The organism is Thioclava indica (assembly GCF_000714545.1).
GTDB lineage: Bacteria > Pseudomonadota > Alphaproteobacteria > Rhodobacterales > Rhodobacteraceae > Thioclava > Thioclava indica.
Map to the genome: position 1 here is coordinate 1 of NZ_AUNB01000048.1, position 15,636 is coordinate 15,636.

Sequence of the window (15,636 nt, forward strand, 5' to 3'; positions counted from 1 at the left end):
ACCCCTTGGCGCGCCGCGCATTAGGGCCAAGCGCGGAAACATCCGCCCCCGACAGCACAACCGTGCCATGTTTCGAGGGGCGCTCGCCGGACAGCGTGGCCAGCAATTCTTCCTGGCCGTTGCCCGCAACCCCACCGATTCCCAGCACCTCTCCGGCACGCAATTCAAAGCCGATCTCTTTCAGCGCTGGGCCAAATTGCGACATCGGCGGCAGGGACAAATCGGTGACGTTCAACACGACCTCGCCGGGTTTTCGCGTTGCGCGATCGGTCACTTTCAGCTCGGCCCCAACCATCAACTCCGCCAACTCGCGCGCGCTTTTCTCGCGCGGATCGCAATGATCCACGACTTTGCCGCCGCGCAGGATTGTCGCCGCCTCACATAGCGCGCGGATCTCTTCGAGCTTATGTGAGATATACAGAATCGCGGTGCCCTCAGACGAGAGTTTGCGCAATGTTTTGAAGAGGATATCAACCTCTTGCGGGGTCAGAACCGAGGTCGGCTCGTCCATGATCAGCAGCTTGGGATCTTGCAGCAAGCAGCGCACGATTTCGACGCGCTGACGCTCGCCTGCGGACAGATCACCGACCAAGCGCGCGGGATCAAGGGGCAGCCCGTAGTCGTTGGAAATCGCGCGAATCTTTGCTGCCAACTGGCGCATTGGTGGCGGGTTTTCCATGCCGAGGGCAACGTTCTCGGCCACGCTTAGCGCCTCAAACAGCGAGAAATGCTGAAACACCATCGCCACGCCAGCCGCGCGCGCCGCACGCGGATCGACGGGGGCGTAGGGCGCGCCCTGAAACATCATCGCGCCGCTATCAGGTTTGACCAAGCCGTAGATCATCTTGACCAAGGTGGATTTGCCCGCGCCGTTCTCGCCCAGCAGCGCATGCACCTCACCCGGACGCACGCGCAGGGCCACGCCGTCGTTGGCCACGACCCCGGGATAGGCCTTGGTGAGGCCTTCGATCTGTAACAGCTCGCTCACCCGGCGCGCACCCTTTCCCTTGGCGCAGTGTGTCCTGCGCTTAACCTCTTCACTAGCGCGCCCGCGACGCCCAAAGCAATGGCTTGAGGGTGCTTGCCAAGGCTTGGATCGCCTATTGGGCAGGCAATGCCTGAAATTTGTGCATCTGAGTGGCCAAGGGCCGCGAGGCGGCTGCGAAACCGTGCCCATTTCGTCTGCGACCCGATCAAGCCAAGCGCGCCAATCCCGTGATTGAGCAAGCGATGGCACAGCTCCAGATCGAGCGCGTGCGAATAGGTCAGCACGATGTGATGGGCATCGCGCGGCGCAAGCGTCACCAGATCGGCGGGGTTGTGCGCAATCAGCGGCGTGACGCCTTCGGGGATCGCGTCGGGAAAGCGCGCGGCCCCACTATCGGCCCAGGTGATCGCGAGGCCGGGCAGGGGGTGCAACACGCCAATCAGCGCGCGCCCGACATGGCCCGCCCCCCAGATCCAGATCGGTGTGGCGGGCGGAGTAACCGGTTCGATCAGCCAGTCCTCAATCAGCATTTTGGGTATCTCACCGCGATCGCGCAACCGCGCCAGCGCGCGCGTCACGGCGAGCGGCTGCGCCGTGGAATGTCCCAGCGAACGTGCATGAAATTCACCTGAGATTTGCGTGATTTTTGCGCTATCCCATGCCTCATACCCCAGAACGACCGCCCCGCCGCAGCACTGCCCCATCGCGGGACCAAGCGGAACTTTCTGTAACCCTTGCAAACCTTTACGCGCAGATTCTATGGCGGAAAACTCCAAGGCACCGCCGCCAATCGTGCCGATCACTCGATCCGGCCAAACCAGCATAGCCGCCCCTTCCTCACGCGGGGTAGAGCCCTGCGCGCGTGCCACGACGACGCGCGTGAACCGACCGTGATCTGCCATTTTTACGAGGTATGCGGGATCAAGGCTCATGGCGTCCCCCGCGCACGGTTCACCGCAGCCAGAACCGCCTCTGGCGTTGCCGGAGTTTGCAGATCGGGCCAGTTCGGGCCGCAGGCTTGGCAGGCATTGCCAAGCGCAAGATAGGCCGAAATCGCGAGCATGAACGGTGGCTCACCCGTCGCTTTCGACCGATAGATTGTCTCGACGCGATTGGGCTGATCCCATAGTGCGACGTTAAAAATGCGCGGCCGATCCGAGCAGGCGGGGATCTTGTAGGTCGACGGCGCATGCGTGCACAGACGCCCCTTGTCGTCCCAAACCAACTCTTCGGTCGTCAGCCAGCCCGCGCCTTGCACATAGCCGCCTTCGATCTGGCCAATGTCGATTCCGGGGTTCAGCGAGGCCCCCGCGTCATGCAAAATATCGGTGCGCAGGATGCGGTTTTCGCCCGTCAACGTGTCGATCACCACTTCGCTGATCGCCGCGCCATAGGCGAAATAAAAGAACGGGCGGCCTTGGCCTTTTAGCCTGTCCCAGCTGATCTCGGGCGTGGCATAAAACCCCGTGGAGGATAGCGAGATGCGCGATTCATAGGCCAGTTTCACAGCCTTGGCGAAGGGCACGGCGGTGTTGCCCACGATTACCTCCCCGCCCTCAAAGCGCACATCTTGGGGCGCGCAACCTGCCTGCTTGGCCAAAAACTCAGCCATCCGTCCTTTGATCGTTTCACACGCCGCTTTCACCGCCATTCCGTTCAGATCCGCTCCCGAAGACGCCGCCGTGGCCGAAGTGTTGGGCACCTTATCGGTGGCGGTGGCGGTGATGCGTACCGAGCCGTCATTCACACCGAACACCTGCGCGGCCACCTGACAGACCTTGCGATGCAGCCCTTGGCCCATCTCGGTGCCGCCATGACTAAGCTGGATCGAGCCATCGGCGTAAACATGCACCAGCGCGCCTGCCTGATTGAGATGGGTGAGCGTGAACGAGATTCCGAACTTGACCGGACTTAGCGCAATGCCCTTCTTTAATGTCGCATTAGTACTATTCCACGCGGCCACAGCCGCCTTTCGGGTGCCAAATTCCGCGGATTTCTGCAACTTCTCTGTCAGCTCATGGAGGATGAAATCATCGACCGGCTGGCCGTAAGGGGTGGTCTGCACCTTCCTCTTGATCGAAATATCCCCGGGGGTCTGGGGGCAGGAAGCCCCCAGCGCCGCCGCATAATAATTGCGCTGACGCAGCTCCAGCGGGTCTAACCCCATTGCGAAGGCCAGATGATCCATCGCCGCCTCGGTCGCGAGCATCCCTTGCGGGCCGCCAAAGCCGCGAAACGCAGTAGCGGATTGCGTATTTGTGCGCAGCCGATGGCTTTCGATGCGGATATTGGGCAGAAAATACGCGCTATCTGCGTGCAGCATTGCGCGATCACAAACCGGCAGGCTCAGGTCAGGCGACCAGCCGCAGCGCGCGAGATGGGTGAACTCGGCGGCGGTAATCTCGCCGTTCTCATCCGCGCCAATGCGATATTTCACTTTGAAATCATGGCGTTTGCCGGTGATCATCATATCGTCGTCGCGATCATACCGCATCTTGCACGCTTGCCCAGTGGCGCGCGCCATGACCGCGCAAGCAATCGCAAGATGGTTGCCCTGGCTTTCCTTGCCGCCAAAACCGCCCCCCATCCGGCGCATCTCGACGCGAACGTCATGCATCGCGCAGCCCAAGGCCTCGGCCACCTTGTGCTGGATCTCGGTCGGGTGCTGGGACGAGCAGCGGATAACCATGCCCTGATCATCGGGCAGCGCGAGCGCGGCTTGACCCTCAAGGTAGAAATGTTCCTGCCCGCCAATATCAAGCGCGCCCTCAACCACACAGGTGGCTTGAGAAAAACCTGCCGCGACATCGCCGCGCGCCCAAGTGACGGGCCCGCCCTCAAAATGGCTGTTGGCGGCCAGCGCGTCTTCGACGGTCAGGATCGCGGGACGTGGATCATAGGAGATTTTCGCCAGACGCGCGGCTTTGCGCGCGGCCAGATGGCTTGTGGCGGCGACGAGGAAAATCGGCTGACCGATATAGTGCACCACGCCCTCGGCCAGCACCGGTTCTGGGTCGGGCGCGGGTGAGGCGTTGTTGGCGAAAGGCATGTCGCCAGCCACAAGCACTTTGACGACGCCGGGTGCGGCGCGCACGGCGGACAGATCCAGATCGGTGATGTCGGCATGGGCGTGCTCTGACAGGCCGAACGCCAGATGCAAACTGCCCGCAGGCACCGGAATATCATCGACATAGCGCGCAGCGCCCGTGACGTGCAGATGGGCAGAATCATGAGGTTTCGTGGTGCCGATGCTCATGGTTGCACCTCAAGGATGGAGGGCTGGCCGCGCGCTTCGCGCCCATAGCGCAGCACCATCGCCTTGGCCGCTTGCATCCGGTAGGCGCTCGAGGCGCGCATATCCGACATCGGTTGGAAATCCTCTTCAAGGGCGGGCAGGGCGGCGGTGATCGCGGCCTCGCTCAGCGGCTGGCCGATCAGCGCGGCTTCCAGCGCATGTGCGCGTTTCGGAGTGCCAGCCATACCGCCAAAGGCGATGCGCGCGCTTGCAGTTTTTCCACCTTCCTGGGTTAAATTGAGGCATCCGCACACGGCAGAAATGTCTTGATCGAACCTTTTCGACAATTTGTAGCAAGCCAGCCCGGGGGCGGATTTCGGTATGGTTAAGCTGTGCACGAACTCGCCCGGCGCGCGGTCTTGCTTGCCATACTCGATGAAGAAATCCTCCAGCGCGATGGTGCGCAGGGCATCGCCGCGCCGCAAAGTCAGCTTGGCGCCCATCGCGATCAACGCAGGCGCGCTGTCGCCAATCGGCGAGCCATTGGCGATATTGCCCCCGATCGTGGCGGCTTGGCGCACCTGTTCCGAGGCAAATCGGCGCAGCAATTCCGCGAAACTCGGGTGCGGGGTCGTCATGGCCTTGCGCAGGGCGGCGATGGTGACGCCTGCGCCGATGATGAAGCTGTCCGGTGTTTCCCTGATCTGTTGCAGATCACTGCAACCGCCAAGAAACGCGACCTTCCCGAGATCGCGAAGCTGCTTGGTCACCCAAAGCCCGACATCGGTGGCCCCTGCGATCAGCGTGGCATTGGGGTGGTCCAGATACCATGCGGCAAGCTCATCGGAGCTGCGCGGTAAAAAAGCGGGTTGGCCGTCGGTAAGCGAAATTTCAGCAAATTCAACAGGATGATCTCGCATCCAGTCGGGGACCGGCGCGCTTTGTGCAACCTTGGCGGCGCGGATAATTGGAGCGTAGCCGGTGCAGCGGCACAGGTTGCCCGCCAGTTGGTCATCAAAATCGCTTGCGCCATTCAGATGCGCGCCCGCCATCGTGACCACAAACCCCGGCGTGCAGAACCCGCATTGCGAGCCGTGATGGTCGATCATCGCCTGTTGCACCGGGTGCAGCGTGCCATCCGGCCCCGCGATCCCCTCAACCGTGCGCAAGGCTTTGCCCTGCAAATGCGGCATCATCATCAGACAGGCATTCAGCGGCTTGGTGCCATCGCCATCAGTCAGCAGGACGGAACACGCCCCGCAATCGCCCTCGTTGCAGCCCTCTTTGGTGCCGCTCAGCCCCTCGGCGCGCAACCAGTCCAGCACTGATTGCGTGGGGTCCGTGACCGCGACGCTCCGGGTTTCTCCGTTGAGAAGAAACGTGATGTCCATGCGAGTATTCCGCCGCCTTACCCTGTGTCCCGATCCACCGCGCGCCCGCTCGATGCGGCGTAGAGAAGGCGCGTTTTGCTAGCAAAGCCGATCAGGGGCGGGCTTGGCAAGGGATTTGAGCGGGTCCAACGCCTGAAAACTGACCTAGCGATCAAATTTTGTGCGATGGGGGCAAATGCAGTCCGGTGGTTTTGGCACTTTTCGCCGCCTCTCTGCCGCCCTATCGTGGCGCTATGAAAAGCCCCCGATTCATTCATCTGCGCGTCCATACCGAGTATTCTCTGCTGGAAGGCGCCGTGCCCGCCAAGAAACTGGTGAAGCTGTGCGACGCGGCGAAAATGCCCGCCGTTGCGGTCACCGATACCAATAACATGTTCGCCGCATTGGAGTTTTCCGTGACGGCACTGGGCGCAGGCTTGCAGCCGATTATCGGCTGTCAGGTCTCGGTGGAATATGATCCCGCCCAGCCCGGCGAGCGCCCGCGTGCGCCTGCACCGATTGTCCTGCTGGCGCAATCCGAGCGCGGCTATGAAAACCTGATGAAGCTGAATTCCTGCCTGTATCTGGACAAGCATGGCGCGCAGATTCAGGTGACGGTTGAGGAGCTTGAGGCCCATTCCGAGGGGCTAATCTGTCTGACGGGTGGCGCGGATGGCCCTGTGGGGCGATTGATTCAGGCGGGTCAGACCGCCAGGGCGCGCGCGCTGCTGGAACGGCTGGCGGCGATCTATCCGACACGGGCTTACGTCGAATTGCAGCGCCATCCGGGCGAGGGCGGGGCGCTGACCAAAGGAGAGATTGCGACCGAGCGTCCCTTTGTCGAATGGGCCTATGAGATCGGGTTGCCGCTGGTGGCGACCAACGATGTCTATTTTCCGAAATCCGATATTTACGAGGCGCATGACGCGATGCTTTGCATTGCCGAAGGCGCCTATGTCGATCAGTCCGAACCGCGCAGGCGTTTGACTCCGCAGCATTATTTCAAATCCGAGGGGGAGATGGTGGCGCTGTTTGCCGATCTGCCCGAGGCGGTGGAAAACACCGTCGAGATCGCGAAACGCTGCGCCTTTGCCACCTATCGCCGCGATCCGATCCTGCCGAAATTCGCTGATGACGAGGTCGAGGAATTGCGCCGTCAGGCGTGGGACGGCTTGCGCGCGCGTCTCGCCGTGATCGAGCAGGCCGCCCCGGTCGAAGACTACGAGGCACGGCTGAAATTCGAGCTCGATATCATCGAACAGATGGGCTTTCCCGGCTATTTCCTGATCGTGGCCGATTTTATCAAATGGGCCAAGGATCACGACATTCCGGTGGGGCCGGGGCGGGGCTCGGGGGCGGGTTCGCTGGTCGCTTATGCGCTGACCATCACCGACCTCGATCCGCTGCGCTATAGCCTGCTGTTCGAACGCTTTTTGAACCCGGAACGCGTGTCGATGCCCGACTTCGATATCGACTTTTGCATGGATCGCCGCGAAGAGGTGATCCGCTACGTGCAAGAGAAATACGGCCGCGACAAGGTGGGGCAAATCATCACCTTCGGCGCGCTTCTGTCCAAGGCGGCGGTGCGTGATGTGGGCCGCGTGTTGCAGATGTCTTACGGGCAGGTCGACAAGCTGTCCAAGATGATTCCGGTCGAGGGGGTCAAACCCGTTTCCATTGAAAAGGCGCTGGCCGATGAGCCGCGTTTGCGTGAAGCCGCGCGCAATGAAGAGGTCGTGGCGCGCCTGCTCGATTACGCCAAGGCGGTTGAGGGGCTGCTGCGCAATGCCTCGACTCACGCGGCTGGTGTGGTGATTGGTGATCGCCCGATTGATGAGCTGGTGCCGCTGTATCAGGATCCGCGCTCGGATATGCCCGCCACGCAGTTCAACATGAAATGGGTGGAACAGGCCGGTCTGGTGAAGTTCGACTTTCTGGGTCTGAAAACGCTGACTGTGGTGCAATCGGCGATGAACCTGATTTTCAAATCGGGCCGCCCGCTGCATGTCGATGCGGCGGGGAACCAGTTGTATGAGCCTGCCGAGGGGGCCGAAAACCAGATCAACTTGATCCCGTTAGATGATGAAAAGACTTATAAACTTTACGCCGATGCGAAAACGGTCGCGGTGTTTCAGGTGGAATCGGAGGGTATGAAATCGGCGCTGCGCCAGATGAAACCCACCTGTATCGAGGACATCGTGGCGCTTGTGGCGCTGTATCGTCCCGGCCCGATGGAGAATATTCCGACCTATTGCGAGGTGAAGAACGGCCTTAAAAAGATCACTTCAGTGCATCCCACGATTGACCATATCCTTGAAGAAACCCAAGGCATTATCGTTTATCAGGAACAGGTGATGCAGATCGCGCAGGTCATGGCGGGCTACTCGCTTGGCGGCGCTGACCTGTTGCGCCGCGCGATGGGGAAAAAGATCAAAGAGGCGATGGACGCCGAACGCCCGAAATTCGAGGCAGGCGCGGCGCAGAACGGGGTCGACAAGAAGAAAGCCTCGGAAGTCTTTGACCTGCTCGAAAAATTCGCCAATTACGGGTTCAACAAATCCCACGCCGCCGCCTATGCGGTGGTCAGCTATTACACAGGTTGGCTTAAGGCCAACCATCCGGTCGAATTCATGGGCGGGGTGATGAATTGTGATATTCACCTGACCGACAAGCTGGCCGTTTACGCCGACGAGGTGCAGAAAAAGCTCGGGATCGAGATCATCCCGCCTTGCGTCAACCGCTCGCTGGCGAGTTTCGACGTGGTCGATCAAAAGCTGGTCTATGCGCTGGGCGCGCTGAAAAATGTCGGCTCGGATGCGATGCAGATGATCGTGGATGCGCGCGAGGCGGGGGGCGATTTCACCGACCTGTTCGACTTCGCGCGCCGGGTCGATATGAAACGTGTCGGCAAACGCCCGCTGGAAATGCTGGCGCGGGCGGGGGCGTTCGATCTGCTCGATCCCAACCGCAAGCGGGTGTTTGAGTCGCTCGAATCGCTGATGGCGTGGTCGGGTGCGGTGATTGAGGCACGCGAATCGGCGCAGGTCTCGCTGTTCGGTGAGGCGGGCGATGATCTGCCGCCGCCGCGCATGGCCGATACCGATGACTGGCTGCCCGGTGAACGGCTGTCAGAGGAACACAAGGCGATCGGGTTCTACCTGTCTGGCCACCCGATCGAAGATTTCCTGCCCGCTCTCAAGCGCAAAAATGTGCTGAGCTGGGAGGAGGTGCAGCGCAAGGCGGTTGACGGATCTTTCGTGACGCGAATCGCGGGTGAGGTCGCCTCGGTGCGCGAAAAGAAATCGGCCAAGGGCAATCGGTTCGCCTTTGTCGCGCTTTCCGATGCCAGCGGCCCCTACGAGGTCGCCTTCTGGTCCGAGGCGCTGGAGGCCTGCCGCGATGTTCTGGAAACCGGCAATCTGCTGGTGCTGACCGTCAAGGTCGAGGTTGACGGGGAATCGGTGCGCATGGTGGCCTCATCGGCGCAACCGATGGACAAGGCGACGGCGGATGCAGGGGCTTCGGGGCTGCTGATCCATGTCGATGACGCGATTGCGCTGCCCTCGATTGCCTCGCTGCTGGAGCGGTTGGAGCAAGAGGGTAAGGTGCGCACGCGCGGCCCCGTCGCCTTCATGGTCTACGATTCTGAACGCAATTGCCGTTATAAAATCGCCAGCGGGCGCGAGTTCCCGGTCAATCCTCAGGTCAAAGGCGCGCTGCGCTCGTTGCGCGGCGTGGGGCAGGTCGAAGAGGTCTAAAGCGCGCGCGACACATAGCTAAGGCGCAGGGTGATCGCCGCTGCAAGCGCAATCGCGGCCTCGCCCCAACGCAAGACCACAAGCTCCTGCGCGCGGTCGTGCATATTGATCAGATCGGTGAGCGCCGCCTGGATCAACCACAGCTCAAGCCACGCGCAGACCACAAGCGCGCCGCTTAAAATCAACGTCCCCAGCAGCAACAGCCGCGCCTGCGCATGGCGACGCAATTGCCATGCCAGCACCATCAAGAGCGGCAGCAGCGCAAAAATCTGCACCGCCAGCGCGCCCGTGCCCTGCCAGTCCGAAAACCGCATCATCGCGCCTTGCAGATCAGTGCGCTCGGGCCATACCAGCAGCCCGAGATAGACCAGCAATTGCAGGCCGATCAGCGTGGCCCCAAAGGCCCAAAGCGCGCGCATCTTCACCAATGGGGCGGCTTTTGATCGGCCAGCGGAACCGAACCGCCACTGTCAAATTCGCGTTCCGCCTCGCGCTCTATTATCAGGCCCAACTGGCGTTCCAACCGCTCGATCCGGCGCGATTGTTCCAGCGCCACATCGGAAAGTTCCTCTATCGCTTTGCTCAGATGGGCGATCTGTTCCTCCGCCCGCTCGATCCGATCTTGCATCTAATGTCCCTATCGCTTGCCGGGGCCTGCCCCTTGGGCTACACCCTCGCGCGAGATCAGATCAGGTGCAAGCCAATGGCCAAAGAGAAAAAACAGCCCCGCCCGCGCGCAGAAGCCCCTAAAGGCTTTCGCGACTATTTCGGTGCCGAGGTGACCGAGCGGGCCGAGATGCTCGACGCGATTGCGCGGGTTTACCGCGCGCATGGCTTTGAGGCGCTGGAAACCTCGGCCATCGAGACGGTCGAGGCGCTGGGCAAGTTCCTGCCCGATGTGGATCGTCCGAACGAGGGTGTGTTCGCCTGGCAAGAGGATGACGACGGCAAATGGCTGGCGCTGCGCTATGACATGACCGCGCCGCTCGCCCGCGTGGCCGCGCAATATCGCAACGATCTGCCCAGCCCGTATCGGCGCTATACTATGGGTCCGGTCTGGCGCAACGAGAAACCCGGTCCGGGCCGTTTTCGCCAGTTTTATCAATGTGATGCCGATACGGTGGGCGCACCCTCGGTGGCCGCCGATGCCGAGATCTGCGCGATGCTGGCCGATGCGCTGGAAGCCGTCGGGATTGATCGCGGCGATTACGTGGTGCGGGTGAACAACCGCAAAGTGCTGAACGGCGTGATGGAGGTCGCAGGCGTCTTGGATCCCTCCGATCCCACCAAATTCGAGGCCGAGCGCGGCACCGTCCTGCGCGCCATCGACAAGTTCGACAAGTTCGGCGAGGCGGGCGTGCGCGCACTGATCGGTGAAGGCCGGATGGACGAGTCGGGCGACTTTACGAAGGGCGCCGGGCTGAGTGATACGCAGGCCGACACGGTGATGGGATTCATGGAGGCCAAACGCGCCGATAATGCGGCGACCTGCGCGCGTCTGCGGGATTTGGTGGTCGGGTCAGATCTGGGCGCCGAAGGCGTGGCCGAACTCGAACAGATCGCGCAATTGCTCGACGCGCAAGGCTACGGCCCCGACCGCATCGTGATCGACCCTTCGGTCGTGCGCGGACTTGGCTATTACACCGGCCCGGTTTTCGAGGCCGAACTGACCTTCGAAATCCTCGACGAGAAGGGGCGCAAACGTCAGTTCGGCTCGGTCGCCGGGGGCGGGCGCTATGACGATCTGGTCAAGCGCTTCACTGGTCAGGCCGTGCCCGCGACGGGCGTCTCGATCGGGGTGGATCGCCTGCTGGCCGCGCTGCGCGCCAAGGGCCGTTTGGGCGGCACTGCCCAAGGCCCGGTCGTGGTGACCGTGATGGATCGTGACCGGATGGGGGATTACATGGCAATGGCTGCGCAACTGCGCGCCGCTGGCATCCGCGCCGAGGTTTACTTGGGCAATCCGAAAAACTTCGGCAATCAACTCAAATATGCCGACAAACGCCAAAGCCCCGTGGCGATTATTCAGGGCGCTGACGAGGCCGAGCGCGGCGTCGTGCAGGTCAAGGATCTGATCCTTGGCGCAAAGATCGCGCAAGACGCAACAGTTGAAGAATGGAAATCCCAACCCGCGCAATTCGAGGTTCCAATCGGCGAAATGGTTGAAAAAGTGCAAGAGATCCTTGCGCGCTACGAGGATTGATCCATGGCCGACAAGGCGCAATCAAGGGCGATGGCGGCGCGGTTGCTGCAGGCGTTTCTGGCCGCAGGCGCGCAAGAAATCACCCCCGACCTCTTGCAACCCGCCGAGGCGCTTTTGGACCTTTACGGCGAGGATATCCGCGCACGCGCCTATGTCACCGCCGACCCTTTGCGTGGCGAAATGATGCTGCGCCCCGATTTCACCTTGCCCGTCGTTCAGGAACACATGGCGAATGGCGCAGACCCCGCGCGCTACGCCTATGCGGGCGAAGTGTTTCGCCGTCAGGATCATCGCGGTCCCGCGCGCAGCAATGAATATTTTCAAGCGGGTTTCGAGATTTTCGACCGCGCCGATCCCGAAGCCGCCGATGCCGAGGTTTTCGCGCTGTTTGCCAGCCTTTTGGCCAATGTGAACCTGTCGGCCACGATTGGCGATATGGGGCTGCTGCGCGCGGCAGTCGACGGGCTTGAGACGCTGCCCGCGCGCAAGGCGGCGCTCGCGCGCCACATCTGGCGGCCCAAGCGGTTCCAACACCTTCTGGCGCGCTATAGCGGCCAGATTGCGGTGCCCAAGGCGCGCGTTGATCTGTTGAACGGTGCCCGGTCGGACGCCCCTTGGATCGGGCTGCGCCAACCCGAAGAAATGGCCGCCCGCATTGCCGCGCTGCAAGCCGACGCGGCCGCTGCGCCACTGCCGATCACTTCGGTCACCGCCCTCAACGCACTGGCGGCGCTGCGTTGCCCTGCAAGCGATGCACCTGCGCAGTTGCGCGCGTTGAATATCGCCCCTCTCACCCCCGCAATCACGCGTCTCGAACACCGCCTAGAGGCGCTGGCGCGCCGCGGAATCGACCTGACAGCCCTGCAATTTGACGCCAGTCATGGCCGATCGACGATGGAATATTACGACGGTTTCGTCTTCACCTTTACCGCCGCAGACCCCGCGCTACCCCCTGTGGCCACGGGCGGGCGCTATGATGCGCTGACCCGCCATCTGGGGCAGGGGCGTGAAATTCCGGCAGTCGGCGGCGTGATCCGCGCGGGGCTTTTGGCCGATCTGGAGGCGCAGTTATGAGCACGATCAAACTCGGCGTGCCCTCCAAGGGGCGGCTCATGGAAAAGACGTTCGAGTGGTTCGGCGCGCGCGGCGTCACGCTCAGACGCAGCGGATCGGAACGCGAATACGCGGGCGCGGTCGAGGGCGCGGAGGGCGTCAGCCTTGTGCTGCTATCGGCGGGCGAAATCCCGCGCGAGCTGGCGGCAGGGCGCATTCATCTGGGCGTAACCGGATCGGACCTTGTTCAAGAAAAGCTGGCCGATTGGGAAAGTCAGGTCGCGAGCCTCGCCCCGATGGGCTTTGGCCATGCCGATCTGATCATCGCCGTGCCCGATTGCTGGGCCGATGTCGATTGCCTCGAAGACCTCGACGCCGCCGCGCATCAGTTTCGCGCAGCCCACGGGTTCCGTTTGCGCATCGCGACCAAATATCATCGTCTGGTGCGTGAATTCCTGACGCAACAGGGCGTGGCCGATTGGCAATTGGTCGACAGCCAAGGCGCGACCGAAGGCACAATCGCCAATCTCACCGCCGAGGCGATCGCCGACATCACCTCTAGCGGCGAAACGCTGCGGGCCAACCACCTGAAAATCCTGTCCGACGCGCTTATTCACCAATCACAAGCAACGCTGTTCGCCGCGCGCGCCGCCGATTGGTCAGGCCATGAAACCCATCTTGCCGCCTTGGCGCAGCAGTTGGGCCTAGACGCGCCCGCGCTCTGATTTTCGCTCTTTAGAAATATCCCACGGGGGTCTGGGGGTGTGAAACCCCCAGCCGCTCAATACCCGCGCGCCCGGTCCACGAGATAGAGCAACGGCTCTCCTGCTTCACCACGCCGGATGTTTTCAGCCACCACCTCTGATGCGGTTTCCGCCCGGCTTTCCGCCGCGATATGGGGTGTGACGGTGACGCGCGGATGCGCCCAAAAGGGGTGTGCGGCGGGCAGAGGTTCGATGCGAAACACATCCAGCGTCGCATGTCCGATCTGCCCTGCATCCAGTGCAGCCAATAGGGCGTCATCATCAATCAACGTACCGCGACCCGGATTGATGATCGCAGCCCCTTTGGGCAGCAACGCCAGCGTTTGCGCGTTCAGCAGATCGGTTGTTTCAGGCGTATCGGGCAGGATCGACACAAGAATTTCCGCGCGGCCCAACGCTTGATTGAATCCATCCGCGCCGCTCAGACAGGTCACACCTGCGATTTCCTTTTGCGTGCGGCTCCAACCCGTTACGTCAAACCCAAGCGCAACAAGCGCCTGCGCACAGGCCGCGCCAAGCGCGCCGAGCCCCAGCACCACGACGCTGCGATTGCGCGCGAGCGGCGGCACACCTCCGTCATGGCGCCAGACCCCGTCCTGCTGCGCCAGCGTTGCATCCAGCCCAAGATGATAGCGCAGCACATGGCCCGTGACATATTCGACCATGCCGCGTTCTAGCCCGGCATCAACCATTCGGCACAGCGGCTGCGTCAGGGTCGCATTGCCCACCACGCGCTCGACGCCCGCCCAAAGATTGAGGACCGCCTTGGCGCGGGTGAAGGGCGTGAAATCCTGCACCGGACCTTGGGGGGAATAGACGATATAGTCGATGCTGTCGGGCGCGACCTCGCCGGGTTGAAAAATCTCGGCGTTCAATCCGGCTTGCACGAAAGCCGCGTTCAGCGCGGCCTCGTAACGTGGCCAGTTCTCGGGTTTATCGGCAAAAAGAACCCGCATCATCCCTGCCTCGGTCTATGAATATGCGCGCTTTGCACCAGCCCGAAGGCTGCGAGCAGGATCATCATTGCGGTACCCCCGTAACTGACCAATGGTAGCGGCACGCCGACCACCGGCATCAGCCCCATCACCATCGCCATATTGATCGCGAAGAAGAAAAAGAACGTCCCCGCCACCCCGAAACTCAGCAAGGAGGCAAAGCGGTCTTTCGTCATCATCGCGGTATAAAGCGCAAAGCCGATGATCCCGGCGTACAGCACGAGCAGGGAAAACGCGCCGACAAAGCCGAATTCCTCGGCCAGCGTGGTAAAGATGAAATCGGTGTGTTTCTCGGGCAGGAAGTTCAGCCGCGATTGCGTGCCTTGCATGAAACCGCGCCCCGACCAGCCGCCCGATCCCAGCGCGATCTGCGCCTGCATGATGTTATAGCCCGCGCCCAGCGGGTCGCTGCCGGGGTCGAGGAACGTATCGACGCGCTTGTATTGATAGTCATGCAGCAACTGCCAATCGGTGCCCCGGCTTTCCATCACACCAAAAATCAACGCCACCACCAGCGCGATCACCGTGCCAAAATACCAAAATGACACCCCGGCTGCGAACATCACCAGGGCCCCGCCCAGCACCAGCATCACCGCCGTTCCCAGATCAGGCTGTGCGAGCACCAAAAACGTGGGCACCAAGATAATCAGCGCGGGGACCGCAACCCATTGCGGACGCGAGACTTTATCGACCGGCAGCCAGTCGTAATAGGCCGCCAGAAGCATCACGAGAGTGATCTTCATCAACTCGGAGGGCTGAATCCGCACCGGCCCGATTTCAAGCCAGCGCTGCGCGCCCATGCCGATTGCGCCGAACAATTCCACCGCCACCAGCAGCAACAGCGCGATGATATAGGCCAGCGCCGAGACGTTGCGCCAGAACCAGATCGGCACGAAGGCGACGGCGAACATTGCCACCATTCCGACGGCGAAACGCTTCATTTGCGGTTCGGCCCAGGTGTGAATGTTGCCGCCTGCAACGGAATACAGCATCAAGAACCCGGCAGAGGCCACGGCGGTCAGCAAAAACACCAGCGGCCAGTTCATATAAAACAGCTTGCGCCAGCCCGTGGGCACGGTCTTGAGATTGGATTCGAGATAGCTCATGCGCGCGATTTCGCCTGTGGTTTTTGTACGGTTTCCGGGTCTACCAGATCCAGCGACGTGTTCAGCGCCTTGGCTTTGGCGCGCGCGAAGGAAGGATAGGCCTCATCCGGGGGCAGGCCGCCGGCCAAGGCAAATAGCAGCATATCGCGCGCGATAGGCGCGGC

12 protein-coding genes are annotated in these 15,636 nt (G+C 61.8%); 4 read left to right on the forward strand and 8 right to left on the reverse strand.

Translation table 11 applies throughout. The features are described 5' to 3' along the window. The 4 genes from DT23_RS13620 to xdhA all read right to left on the reverse strand — a co-directional run. A partial coding sequence (locus DT23_RS13620) for an ABC transporter ATP-binding protein (protein ID WP_038132087.1) occupies nt 1–988 on the reverse strand: 988 nt, incomplete at its 3' end. After that, complete coding sequence (xdhC, locus tag DT23_RS13625; RefSeq protein ID WP_038132088.1) at nt 985–1,920, reverse strand: xanthine dehydrogenase accessory protein XdhC; 936 nt, start codon at nt 1,918–1,920, stop codon at nt 985–987. The genes xdhC and DT23_RS13620, both read right to left, overlap by 4 nt. Next, nucleotides 1,917–4,244, reverse strand: coding sequence for a xanthine dehydrogenase molybdopterin binding subunit (gene xdhB / locus DT23_RS13630; RefSeq protein WP_038132089.1), 2,328 nt, complete (start codon nt 4,242–4,244; stop codon nt 1,917–1,919). Before xdhB ends, xdhC begins: the two co-directional genes overlap by 4 nt. Further along, nucleotides 4,241–5,614 (reverse strand): xanthine dehydrogenase small subunit, encoded by a 1,374-nt coding sequence (gene xdhA, locus DT23_RS13635; protein ID WP_038132092.1) that lies wholly within the window; start codon nt 5,612–5,614, stop codon nt 4,241–4,243. The genes xdhB and xdhA overlap by 4 nt, the downstream gene beginning before the upstream one ends. 233 nt (nt 5,615–5,847) lie before the next feature. Here xdhA and dnaE point away from each other — a divergent pair, with 233 nt between their 5' ends. Then, the gene (dnaE, locus tag DT23_RS13640) at nt 5,848–9,351 is read left to right on the forward strand and encodes a DNA polymerase III subunit alpha (RefSeq protein WP_038132104.1); all 3,504 of its coding nucleotides are present in this window, start codon (nt 5,848–5,850) and stop codon (nt 9,349–9,351) included. Here the strand turns inward: dnaE and DT23_RS13645 are convergent. Further along, the gene (locus DT23_RS13645) at nt 9,348–9,779 is read right to left on the reverse strand and encodes a hypothetical protein (protein WP_156023959.1); all 432 of its coding nucleotides are present in this window, start codon (nt 9,777–9,779) and stop codon (nt 9,348–9,350) included. The two genes, dnaE and DT23_RS13645, sit on opposite strands and share 4 nt — an antisense overlap. Beyond that, nucleotides 9,773–9,979 carry a SlyX family protein gene (locus DT23_RS13650; RefSeq protein ID WP_038132094.1) on the reverse strand — a complete coding sequence of 69 codons (207 nt, stop codon included), beginning with the start codon at nt 9,977–9,979 and terminating at the stop codon, nt 9,773–9,775. The genes DT23_RS13645 and DT23_RS13650 overlap by 7 nt, the downstream gene beginning before the upstream one ends. 75 nt (nt 9,980–10,054) lie before the next feature. On the opposite strand from DT23_RS13650, the gene hisS reads away from it, so the two are divergent. Genes hisS through hisG form a run of 3 tightly spaced genes read left to right on the forward strand, consistent with a single transcriptional unit; the run spans nt 10,055 to nt 13,332 of the window. After that, nucleotides 10,055–11,554, forward strand: a complete 1,500-nt coding sequence (gene hisS / locus DT23_RS13655; RefSeq protein ID WP_038132096.1) for a histidine--tRNA ligase — start codon at nt 10,055–10,057, stop codon at nt 11,552–11,554. Between the two features lie 3 nt (nt 11,555–11,557). Then, nucleotides 11,558–12,628 (forward strand): ATP phosphoribosyltransferase regulatory subunit, encoded by a 1,071-nt coding sequence (locus DT23_RS13660; protein ID WP_038132097.1) that lies wholly within the window; start codon nt 11,558–11,560, stop codon nt 12,626–12,628. After that, the gene (hisG, locus tag DT23_RS13665) at nt 12,625–13,332 is read left to right on the forward strand and encodes an ATP phosphoribosyltransferase (RefSeq protein ID WP_038132098.1); all 708 of its coding nucleotides are present in this window, start codon (nt 12,625–12,627) and stop codon (nt 13,330–13,332) included. The genes DT23_RS13660 and hisG overlap by 4 nt, the downstream gene beginning before the upstream one ends. A 56-nt stretch (nt 13,333–13,388) precedes the next feature. On the opposite strand, the gene DT23_RS13670 is transcribed toward hisG, so the two are convergent. Together DT23_RS13670 and rodA are read right to left on the reverse strand one after the other, a co-directional pair. Beyond that, on the reverse strand, nt 13,389–14,330 hold the full coding sequence (locus DT23_RS13670) for a 2-hydroxyacid dehydrogenase (protein ID WP_038132101.1): 942 nt from the start codon (nt 14,328–14,330) through the stop codon (nt 13,389–13,391). Continuing rightward, the gene (rodA, locus tag DT23_RS13675) at nt 14,327–15,472 is read right to left on the reverse strand and encodes a rod shape-determining protein RodA (RefSeq protein WP_038132102.1); all 1,146 of its coding nucleotides are present in this window, start codon (nt 15,470–15,472) and stop codon (nt 14,327–14,329) included. Before rodA ends, DT23_RS13670 begins: the two co-directional genes overlap by 4 nt. Between the last annotated feature and the right edge of the window lie 164 nt (nt 15,473–15,636).